The sequence below is a fragment of the Sphingobacterium shayense genome, from assembly GCF_013179575.1.
In the GTDB taxonomy this organism is placed as follows: domain Bacteria; phylum Bacteroidota; class Bacteroidia; order Sphingobacteriales; family Sphingobacteriaceae; genus Sphingobacterium; species Sphingobacterium shayense.
In genome coordinates this window covers 1-11991 of the sequence record NZ_JABMCQ010000139.1, presented here as the reverse complement: position 1 = coordinate 11991, position 11991 = coordinate 1, and the positions used below count along the sequence as shown (strand labels likewise).

Annotated in this window: 8 protein-coding genes; all 8 read left to right on the top strand. The window is 46.1% G+C overall.

Features of this window, described 5'->3' with window-relative positions:
- On the top strand, positions 1-241 hold a 241-nt coding region (locus tag HP439_RS14490; protein WP_172391055.1), incomplete at its 5' end, for an MFS transporter.
- Positions 242-294: 53 nt separating this feature from the next.
- Positions 295-1380 (top strand): endo-1,4-beta-xylanase, encoded by a 1086-nt coding sequence (locus tag HP439_RS14485; RefSeq protein ID WP_216657862.1) that lies wholly within the window; start codon positions 295-297, stop codon positions 1378-1380.
- A gap of 21 nt (positions 1381-1401) precedes the next feature.
- Entirely contained in the window at positions 1402-2367 is a 966-nt protein-coding gene (locus tag HP439_RS14480) for a glycoside hydrolase family 43 protein (protein ID WP_172391053.1), read from the top strand.
- 3 nt (positions 2368-2370) lie between these two features.
- The gene (locus HP439_RS14475; RefSeq protein WP_172391052.1) at positions 2371-4410 is read left to right on the top strand and encodes an alpha-glucuronidase; all 2040 of its coding nucleotides are present in this window, start codon (positions 2371-2373) and stop codon (positions 4408-4410) included.
- Positions 4411-4483: 73 nt separating this feature from the next.
- Entirely contained in the window at positions 4484-6241 is a 1758-nt protein-coding gene (locus HP439_RS14470; RefSeq protein WP_172391051.1) for a glycoside hydrolase family 43 protein, read from the top strand.
- 197 nt (positions 6242-6438) lie between these two features.
- A complete protein-coding gene (locus HP439_RS14465; protein ID WP_172391050.1) occupies positions 6439-9534 on the top strand; it encodes a SusC/RagA family TonB-linked outer membrane protein in 3096 nt (1031 codons plus the stop codon).
- A gap of 10 nt (positions 9535-9544) precedes the next feature.
- Positions 9545-11509, top strand: a complete 1965-nt coding sequence (locus HP439_RS14460; protein WP_172391049.1) for a RagB/SusD family nutrient uptake outer membrane protein — start codon at positions 9545-9547, stop codon at positions 11507-11509.
- Between the two features lie 312 nt (positions 11510-11821).
- Positions 11822-11991: two-component regulator propeller domain-containing protein (locus HP439_RS19775; protein WP_216657860.1), on the top strand; the 170-nt coding region annotated here is incomplete at its 3' end.

Here is an 11991-nt window from a genome sequence, read left to right as displayed (position 1 = left end):
ATGCGGCGGCATCATCGATGCATTTGGTTTTGTGCCGGGCGTACTCCAAAGCGATAGCAGCCTTTTCGGTATCCGCTTAGTTGCCAGTCTTGTACCAGCCGTCACATTTTTAGTAGGTGTGATTGCTCTTGTTTTTTATCCGATATCAAAGAAGGTGAATGAAGATATACAAGTGGAGTTGAGTGTGAGACGCGCTCCTAAAATCGATGTCAAAACGAGCTTAAACGAAAATAATATATGAATTTGATTAAAACATTAGCATTGGCTGGCGTAGCTGTTCTGGGTATAGGTTGTATGGCCAAAAAGCCACTAAATCAGCAGGGCGATGCAGATCGTTTCCTAAAGGATGCCTATGCAGAGAAGTTTCACATTGGTGCGGCCCTTAATCTCGACCAGATCAAAGGGCGCACGCCAAAGGCGCTAGTGGTCCTCAAAGATCATTTCAATTCCATAGTGGCCGAAAATTGTATGAAAAGCATGTATTTGCAACCCAAAGAAGGAGAATTCTTCTTTGATCATGCAGATGCATTCGTGGCTCTTGGGGAGAAGAACAAAATGCGCATTATAGGGCATACCCTGGTTTGGCATTCGCAGGCCCCCGCTTGGTTTTTTGTAGATGACCAGGGGAAACAGGTCTCGCGGGAGGTTTTAATCGACCGGATGAGGAACCACATCACCACCGTGGTGTCGCGATATAAAGGTCGAATTCACGGATGGGACGTAGTAAATGAAGCGGTACTCGATAATGGCGAATGGCGTAAGAGTAAATTTTATGAGATTATCGGTGAAGATTTTGTTCGTCTTGCTTTTGAGTTTGCGCATGCTGCAGATCCGGGTGCAGAACTGTATTACAACGACTATTCGACGGCAAACCCGAAAAAGCGCGACGGTATCGTGCGTTTAGTTAAACAGGTGTTGGATCAAGGTGGCCATGTTCACGCAATCGGAATGCAAGAACATAATGGGTTAGATCATCCTTCGCTCGACGAGGTAGAAAAGACCATTCTAGCATTTTCAAACCTAGGTACCAAGGTAATGGTCACCGAAATGGATATATCGGTTTTGCCGCATGCAAGGCCTAATATGAGCGCAGAGATCAGCGAAACCTATGCATACCGGGATGCGCTTAACCCGTATACCGACGGACTGCCAGATTCGGTGATGCGTGCATTGGGAGATCGCTACGCCGATTTTTTTAAGCTTTATCTTAAGCATCACGATAAAATTACACGGGTCACGCTATGGGGCATTAGCGATGCGGAATCTTGGAAAAACGGCTTTCCGGTGCCGGGGCGTACAGACTATCCATTGCTATTTGACCGGACCTATCAGGCGAAACCGTTCGTCACTGAACTGCTGGATTTAGCGAATAATAAATGACTGAATAAATATACAAGTAGCATGAACAAATCTCAATATCTATTTCCATCGGATTTTATGGCCGATCCTTCAGCGCACGTTTTTGAAGATAAAATATACATATATCCTTCGCACGACCGTGAAAGTGGAACTCCCGAAAATGACAACGGTGACCATTTTGATATGCAGGATTACCATGTTTTTTCCCTAGAAGAGGTCGGTGGGGAAGTGACCGATCACGGAAAAGTACTCTCTGTAGAAGATATTCCTTGGGGGGGACGACAATTATGGGATTCCGACGTGGCGTTTCGCGATGGCAAGTATTATATGTATTTTTCTTTAAAAGATAAGACCGATATTTTTCGTCTCGGCGTAGCGACAAGCGACGCGCCTTATGGGCCTTTTGTTCCGCAAGGTGACCCTATAAGAGGAAGTTACAGTATAGATCCTAGCGCGTTCCAAGATACAGATGGCAATTATTACCTGTATTTTGGCGGCATCTGGGGCGGGCAGTTGCAGTCCTACCGCGGTAACAAACTGCATCCATCTGGTACCCTTCCTCATTTTCACGAACCCGCACTTATGCCAAAGGTAGCGCGTCTTCGCGAAGATATGTTGCAGTTTGATGAAGCCCCCCGCGATCTACTGATCTTGGATGAGGACGGCGAGCCTCTAAAGCAGGGCGATACAGACCACAGATTCTTTGAGGCTTCCTGGATGCATAAGTTCCAAGGCAAATACTATTTTTCGTATTCTACGGGTGATACACATCAGATTGTGTATGCTACAGCGGACAATCCTTATGGTCCATTTACCTATCAGGGGGTAATCCTGACGCCAGTGGTAGGCTGGACTACCCATCACAGCATTGCCGAATATAAGGGTAAATGGTATCTTTTTTACCATGATTCTGTACCCTCAGGTGGTAAAACATGGTTACGCAGTATGAAAATGGTAGAATTAAACTATGATGAGCAAGGACGAATTAAAACTATCGAGGGACAATAGCCTATGTTTGGTGTAAGAATCTATACTATTTTATTCCTTCTATTGCCATTGTCGGCGATATCAGAAGATGGTAGTCAGTTATGGCTTCGGTATCGTCCGGTGAGCGCTGAGGTGGCGAAAAGCCGCACGATCCACGTCAATAATAAACATGAAACCGCGCTTTTGGCGCGCCAGGAATTGGACACGTATTGGAAAGGCAGCTCTATCGAATTGAAGGTGCAGAAGAAAGAAGCGAAATTAAAGCAGGGTTATCGTATCGATTCTTCTGGGGGGACCATTCGTGTGATTGCTTTTCAGCCGGTTGGTCTGTTGTATGCCGCATACCACCTGCTCCGGCTGCAGGAGATGACAATGCTGGGTGATGAACTTCGTGTCGAAGAGATACCCAGCTATGATGTACGAATATTGAACCACTGGGATAATCTCGACGGTACGATCGAGCGCGGTTATGCCGGCCGGTCGCTATGGAAATGGGCTGAGCTTCCTCACACAATATCTCCCCGTTACGCCGCTTACGCTCGCGCCAACGCTGCCATTGGAATCAATGCCACGGTGTTAAATAATGTGAATGCATCGCCGCAAATATTAGATGCTGTGTACCTAGAAAAGGTGAAAGCGTTAGCCGACGTTTTTCGGCCGTACGGCATCCGGGTATACTTATCGGTGAATTTCTCCTCACCTGTAGTTTTAGATGGGATGGCAGACGCTGATCCCGCCCGTAAAGAGGTACAGGACTGGTGGAAGAAAAAAGTAAAACAAGTGTATGCACTGGTGCCGGATTTTGGCGGGTTCCTAGTGAAAGCGAATTCCGAAGGACAGCCGGGTCCGCAAGATTATGGACGTACCCATGCCCAGGGAGCTAATATGTTGGCCGATGCGCTGAAGCCCTATGGTGGATTGGTGATGTGGCGCGCATTCGTTTATAATCCAACCTCAGAGGATCGCGCAAAGCAGGCTTACCTCGAGTTTGTACCCCTTGATGGTCAGTTCCGAGATAATGTCATTTTGCAGATAAAGAACGGGCCAATTGATTTTCAACCACGCGAGCCTTTTAACCCCTTGTTTGGTGCCATGCAAAAAACGCCACAGATGCTCGAATTTCAGATTACGCAAGAATACCTTGGGTTTTCCAATCATCTGGCTTACCTGGCGCCGCTATTCAAAGAAACGCTTGACAGCGACACATATGGACGCGGAGTGGGCTCAACGGTAGCCCGGGTGACCGATGGCACCTGGCATCCTAGTGGGATCAGTGCCATTGCCGCAGTAGCCAATATCGGTGAAGACAGCAACTGGACTGGACATCATTTTGCACAAGCGAACTGGTACGCCTTCGGTAGACTCGCCTGGAAGCATCAATTGTCTTCCGAGCAGATTGCCCAGGAGTGGTTAAAATTAACTTTTAGCAATGATGAGCAGTTCGTGAGGCCCGTCACAGAAATGATGATGGATTCTCGTGAGGCGCTTGTCAATTACATGATGCCGCTGGGTCTACACCACATTTTTGCGTTTGATCATCATTATGGTCCAGAACCATGGGGCGACCGCAAGGGCGGACGACCCGACTGGATGCCTTGGTATTACCATAATGCGGACTCCATAGGAGTAGGTTTCGACCGAACCGCGACGGGTAGTAATGCGGTGGCTCAATATCGCCCGCCGCTCGATAAACGCTACGGTGACCTTGTATCCTGCCCCGAAAATCTACTCCTTTGGTTCCATCACGTACCTTGGGACTACCGGATGCGCAGCGGCCAGACACTGTGGGATGAACTATGCGGACGTTATGATTCCGGTGTACAACAGGCTCGCGAATTTCAAAAAGTTTGGGATCGTCTGGAGAATAAAGTGGACCCGCAGCGCTTTAATGAAGTCCAATCGAAGTTGAAAATCCAGACTAAAGACGCGGTCTGGTGGAAGGACGCATGCCTGCTTTACTTTCAAACGTTCTCCAAAATGCGTATCCCGGAACATATCGAACGGCCCGTACACGAGCTAGAGGATTTGAAGAGAATTAAACTTAACATGAAACATCACAACTAAATGTAAACCAATCGCCTTATAAGGCAACTTTTACCAGTAAATGACATCCAAAATAAATCGACAATTATACGTTATGTTAGACAAAAACTATAAAACAACAACTGCAATTGGGAAATGGTCCTGTATACTCGCTTTTGCGTTATTATCCGCGTGTCAAGGAAACGGCGGTAAAAAAACGGCGGCCAGTGTAGCTGATCAGCACGCGCCTCTTTTTAGTAATTTTAAGTATACCGGCGATGATCAGGTATACAAAGAAAATAAACTGGCTGAAGGTGAGTTCTATAATCCGATTTTACAAGGCTGCTACCCTGATCCTAGTATCACCCGTAAAGGGAATGACTATTATTTAGTCAATTCGTCCTTCGTCATGTTCCCCGGAGTACCAATCTTTCACTCCAACGATCTGGTCAATTGGAAGCAGATTGGCCATGTACTAGACCGCGAAACGCAGCTTAAAGTTGGTGAAGCCGGGATTAGTGAAGGGATATATGCACCCGACATTATGTACAATCCAAACAATGACACCTTTTATATGATAACCACGCAGATAGCCTCTGGAATAGGGAATATGGTCGTTAAAACCAAAGATCCGAAAGCCGGCCACTGGTCCGATCCTGTCAAGTTAAATTTTGGAGGAATCGATCCCGCGTTGTTTTTTGATGACGACGGCAAGGCATACGTGGTGCATAACGATGCCCCGGACGAGGGTAAAGAGCAATATAAAGGGCATCGGGTTATTAAGGTCTGGGAATATGACATAGAAAAAGACCAGGTCATAGAAGGCAGTTCCAAGATTGTTGTCGATGGTGGTGTGGATCTTTCTAAGCAGCCCATTTGGATAGAGGCACCACATATTTACAAAAGAAATGATAAATATTACCTGATGTGTGCTGAAGGCGGGACTGGCGCTAACCATAGCGAAGTGATATTTGTAAGTGATCACGTGAGCGGACCCTATATCCCTGCCGGGCAAAATCCAATTTTGTCGCAACGTCATTTGGATAAAAATAGACCCAATAGGGTTGAATGGGCAGGGCATGCCGATCTAGTAGAAGGACATACCGGAGAGTGGTATGGTGTTTTTCTAGCGGTGCGGCCGAACAACGCACAACAAGTCAATACGGGCCGGGAGACTTTCATATTGCCCGTTGACTGGTCGGGGGAATGGCCCGTGTTTGAAGGCGGGATGGATCCGCTTAAGCCTACCGTTCGTATGCCGAAAGGAGTTAAGAATCTGCAACATACGGACGGATATTTTCCAAACGGAAATTTTGTGTTTGCAGATGCTTTGAGCGCTAAAGAACTAGATGATCGTTGGGTTGCACTCAGAGGACCTCGGGAAACTTTTTTACAGATAAGCGATCAGGGAACCTACCTCCGCCCATATCCGGTTGACATCTCCGAAAAGAAACCTATATCCGCATTGTTCTACAGGCAGCAACATAATACTTTTTCCGCAGAGGTACAGATGAGTTACTCGCCGCGTTCTCAGAACGATATGGCGGGACTCACCTGTCTACAAAGCGAGCGGTTCAACTATGTGCTCGGCGTCACTTTGCTTGATGAGCAGCCCTATATTGTTTTGACGCGGGCAGAAAACGGACAGACGAAGATTATTGCAAAAGAACAACTTTCAAAAACAGATCTTGTAGGGTTGAAAGTGAGCGCCGATGGGGACAAATACCAGTTTTCTTATGCAGAGAGCGGCAGTGCTTATAAGAATATAGGTAGTACCGTTTCGGGAGATATTTTGTCGACCGATGTGGCGGGAGGTTTCACTGGAGCCATGATTGGGATGTATAGTACATCTGCGAACAAAAGCAAACTATAGACCAAGGTTCGCCTGCGCCGATAAGGAAAAGCAGCGATAAATATGTAGTCAAAAATAATTAATAACCGTTAAAATAGGAGTTTCTTATGCGGCCAGATATATAACCCGAGGTAAACATTTACTTCACACGAACTATCGCTCCCTTTTCTCATAAGGGAGCAAATTATAAACCATGTTATTCATATAAATTAAGAGTGATGAGCAATATCAAGTTCAAATTGTTCCACGCTGTACCGTCAAAAATTGGGGTGCTACTATTATTCATTTCGATAGTGTCCATCTATTTATTGATGCCTACAGCCGTGAGTGCGCAAGACCAGGTAATTCGGGGGAGCGTATCGGAAGGAGGGAACACTCCACTATCCGGCGTTACCGTCCGGGTGAAAGGTCAAAATAGCACGACAGTAACTAACCAGCAGGGCGAATTTTCCATTTCCGTTCCTCCGGAATCTACTTTAGTGTTTACAAATCTCGGTTACCAAACCAAAGAAGTAGTGGTAACCGGTAGTTCCTTTTTAGCCGTTAGTATGGAGGCTGCCGACATCGATATGGAGGAAGTAGTGGTCATTGGATACGGTACGCAGCGAAAGGAAGCTGTCACCGGATCAGTAGCTTCTATTGGCGGCGCAGAAATGAATGAAGTGCCCTCTGCGAATATCAGCAGGGCGCTACAGGGACGTATCGCCGGGGTCAATATGAGTCAGAACTCCTCGAAACCGGGTTCACCGATGCAAATTCGAATTCGCGGTACGCGGTCCTTGACAGCCAGTAATGATCCATTGATTGTTCTGGACGGTATTCCTTTTGCGGGATCGATGGCGGATATTAATCCGACAGATATAAAAAGTGTGGATGTCCTGAAGGACGCATCATCGACGGCAATCTATGGATCAAGAGGTGCAAATGGCGTTATTTTGGTCACCACCAACAAAGGGAGGGCCGGCCAAGATGCGCGGGTAGGTTATAATGCGTTTCAAGGTCTACGCACCCCTTTTGCGAAATATCCGGTGATGTCAGGTCCCGAGTTTGCAGAAATGAGACGTTTTGTAGGTCAATTTCAGAATACGTTGGATGAATCGGACGACACGGATACCGATTGGCAGGACTTATTTTATAAGACAGGGGTGGTCACCAATCATGATGTCAGCATTAATGGCGGGACGGAAAAAGGTAGTTTTAATTTCGGAGCTGGTTATTTTCGAGATGAGGCCGTGATACCATTACAAAATTTTAACCGCTATAATATCCGGGCTGCTTTGGATCAGTCTATTGGCAAGATATTTAAGTTTGGTTTTAATATCAATCAAAATTATTCGGTGACCAACGGGAATAATTTAAGTGCAGGAGCCGTTTTAGGTGCCTCTCCGATTGCCAATCCATATAACACGGATGGCACGCTGAAAACCTATATTCAACAGCAAACAACAGGTCAGCAGTGGATACATACAAGAGAATCCTATGAAGCGTTAGGCGACCGATATATAAATCAGTCGCGTGTTTTAGGTTCGTATAACAACATGTATGGTGAGATCAAAGTGCCGGGCGTAGAAGGTCTTTCCTACAGAATGAATCTGGGGGTGAATTTTAGACAGAGTAATGATGGCAATTACACAGGTCAAGGGGTGTTTAGTGCGACGCCGGACAACCAGTCCACAGCATCGACTACAGCGGGCAGAACATTTCAATGGGTGATGGAAAACTTGGTCACCTTTGACCGTACTTTCGCAGAAAAACATAATATTAATGTTGTTGGTCTTTATTCAGCGGAACAGAATAATTTCAGTAGCACGGTCATTTCGGGACGCGATATTCCGCTAGATGCATTTCAATTCTATAATATCGGCCGTGCCCAAGGAGAAATTGTCGTTAATCCTGATCTACAAGCCTATCAAAAGAGCAGCTTAATGTCACTAATGGGGCGAGTCATGTACCAATACGACAACAAGTATATGTTAACCGCTACGCTTCGTAGTGACGGATCTTCTCGATTGGCTCCTGGGCATAAATGGCATACTTACCCTGCGCTGTCAGTAGGATGGAATTTGGGGAACGAGCGGTTTATGGAATCGGTCGATTGGGTCGATCAATTGAAACTGCGTGTGGGTTATGGGCAGACTTCGAATCAGGCAGTCGATCCATACAAGACTTTAGGGCTACTAGGAACAAGACCTTATAATTTCGGTAGCCAGTTTGCAACCGGTTACTTAGTTTCAGAATTGCCAAATCCACAACTTGGATGGGAGTATTCTGAGACGTACAACTACGGACTAGATTTTGCATTCCTGAACAACAGATTGACGGGAACGGCAGAATACTACGTGCAAAAAACAACCGATATCCTATTAAGTGTGGGGTTGCCTGCTACCAACGGAGTGAGGAGCTACATGGCAAACATGGGGAAATCACAAAATAAGGGTGTGGAACTGTCGCTTAATGGACTGCTCGTGGATAATGTAAACGGATGGACCTGGGAAGCGGGTGTTAACATTTATGCAAACAGGAATAAATTAACTGAACTTTCTTCAGGAAGGACGCGCGACGAAGGTAATCAATGGTTCGTTGGGCATCCAATTGATGTAATATTCGATTATGAGAAAATTGGGCTGTGGCAACAGGGGGATCCGCACTTAGATATCCTCGAACCGGGAGGTAATCCCGGGATGATCAAAGTAAAGTATACAGGGGAGTATGATGCCGACGGAGTACCTACTCGGCAGATAGGGCCTGAAGATCGCCAAATTCTCAATTTGCAGCCAAACTTTCAAGGCGGCTTTAATACACGTGTAGCCTACAATGCGTTCGATATCGGAATCATCGGTGCTTTCCAAAATGGAGGAACATTAATCAGCTCGCTATACGGTGGAACAGGTTACTTAAATACCCTGAATTCGCGATCTGGAAATAATGTCAGCGTGGACTATTGGACCCCCGAGAATACGGGAGCCAAATATCCTATGCCGGGAGGTATTCAGTCTGGCGATAATCCCAAATATGCTTCTACACTCGGGTATTTTGATGCCTCTTACCTCAAAGTTCGTACGATAACGCTAGGCTATAACCTCAACCAAAATTGGCTTTCCGGACTCGGAATCAATCGCTTCCGGGTTTACGCAACGGTTGAAAACCCGTTTGTCATGTTCTCGCCTTACCATAGCGAGTCAGGGGGCGACCCTGAACCAAATTCTTTCGGGGATGAAAACGTGGCCGTCGCAGGTTTGCGACGCGTATTGATCGTCGGAAGCAATACGCCTACCACACGGAGCTACTTGGTCGGCCTAAATGTTACATTTTAAATAATTGACGATGAAAAGATTAAAATCACATATAGTAATGGGCGCTTCTGCGTTGCTAGTTGCGCTATCGCTGGGAAGCTGCTCTGACTTTTTGGAAGAGCAGCCAAGAAGTATCTTCACGCCTGAAGATTTCAAAACTGCAAACGGAATCAATGGAGGGATAACTTCTATGTATGCGCATCTTCGTTATATTTACGGTCAGGCATACTATTATAATGCATGTCTGACGGGCACTGATGAGGTTACCTACGCGCAAAGCGCAGATGGAAACTTCCGGGACATGGATTTTTCCGGTGTTGGAAATCTGACATCAGTGACCAGTAGGGCGGATGTCGTCTGGGGTGAAACGTATCCCATTATCAATACCGCATCAGGTATTATTGAGAATGCTGCGCTTGCTGGTGGGATTTCCCCGTCCTTAGTCGCTGAGGCATACTTTTTTCGTGCATTCGATTATTTCCTTTTGGTGCAAACATTCGGTGGAGTTCCGCTTGATTTAGGGTCTGGTGAGTTGAAATTCAATATATCACCTATTTTAACTTCGAACAGAAATACCGTTCCTGAGGTGTATACCAAAGCTGTCTTTCCAGATCTCCTTAAAGCCATTGAGGATCTACCAGATGTGCCACGCCTGACGGGAGCGGTGACCAAAACCGTGGCTAAGTTTTACTTAGCAAAAGCCTATTTGACGTACGCTTGGTGGCTAGAGAACCCAAAGAATATCCCGACTTATCCACAGGCTGATCGGGTCGATCCAGATGGACAAACAAGTGCTTGGTATTTTCAACAGGCGTACAATATAGCTGCTGAGGCTATTGATAATCCCGGACCTTATAATCTACAACCTACCTATTACGACGTGAACGTAGCGACCAACGATCGTAATTCGGAGCTCCTGTTGTACGCGGATCACACCGAAGATAGCGAGCTGTATAATGGTGGAAGCTTGAGCTATGGTAGCGGCGGTGCACCTGATAACTTTGCAGGTTGGATGATGACCTGGAATTATACGGGAGTTACCAGTGCTAGACGTACAAACTGGGCGAGCGAGGATTTGGTTAATTCCGTACAACGTGAGGCTTCGCAACCACTAGGGCGACCATGGACCAGAATGGCGCCAACGATCAACGTTATAACAGAGACCTTTGCCGATAAGACAAACGATTCCAGATATGATGGCACCTTCACGACAGTTTACCGTGCCAATTGGGATAAAGCTGGTGTGGCGGATGCGACCCTGTACAATGCCAACAACTTACCAATTCAACCTGGCGATGCCGTTCTGACGTTCCTAAATGAGGAGCCAAGTACCCCTATTGATTACTCCAATAGTAGTTACAAAAGCAGCATAGGCGTTGGCGTGTTACCAAATAGAGCAGATTATGTTGTCTCTCCACAAGGAATAAGCAGGAGGGTGTATCCGGGCCTTTGGAAATTAGGACCATATCGGACAGATAGCGGTACGGGGCTTGGACAACCAAATGCGGCAAGCACACGACCTTTCAATATTGCAAAATTCTCCGAGTTTTATTTTGTAGCCGCGGAAGCGGCAGTGAAGGGAGCTGCCGTTCAGGCAGGTAAGTCAGCGCGCGAGCTAATCAATGTCATACGTGCGCGTGCTGGCGTATGGCGCTGGGATAATAATGGAAATGTCGAAAAGCTAGCTGACAACAGTGGAGCAATGGTTGCGGCGACACCTGCGCAAATAACGATAGACTATATTCTCGCTGAACGATCGAGAGAGTATTACGGGGAAGGATATAGGTGGTATGATTTAATCAGAACGCAGACTTGGGCAGATCTAGCACGCACATATCGGATTGGAGGGATGGATGTGGGCGACCATACACCCTCGACCTTCACACGAACTATTCAACCGTTCCATTATCTAAGACCCATACCGCAGGGTCAACTTGATGCGATGAACATGACATCTGCGGAAAAACAAACCTACCAGAATCCGGGCTACGACTAAATTCTGTCTTTATCTCCGAAATGGAAAGGAAGATAATAATGACGGGAACAACATAAATGACAGTTCCCGTCATTTTCCTTTTATTATTTTGTTTGTGTTCGCCAAGAAAGCATATTCGCTTAATTTACACCGTTTTCTGGAAGCTAGATGGACTAAAAAGGACGAAATTATTATTTTCTTCACAGGCTTTCGGTCAAATATTTAGTGCATTAGAAATTAGCCCCGCTCGCGTCCGTATAATCGTTTTTAGAACTTTCAATAGAATCTAACGTATTTATTTGATATTTTAGGTGTAGATACCAGTCATAAATCATGAGAAGAATTCTTGTAATCGTTACTCTTATTTTTATCGTTTTGTCCGTCACTGCGCAAGAATTGCCGGTCTCATTTCAGCGCTATTATTCCAAGGATGGTTTGACATCTAATACGATATACGCGATTCATAGAGACACTTACGGCTTTCTTTGGCTGGGAACAGAGGA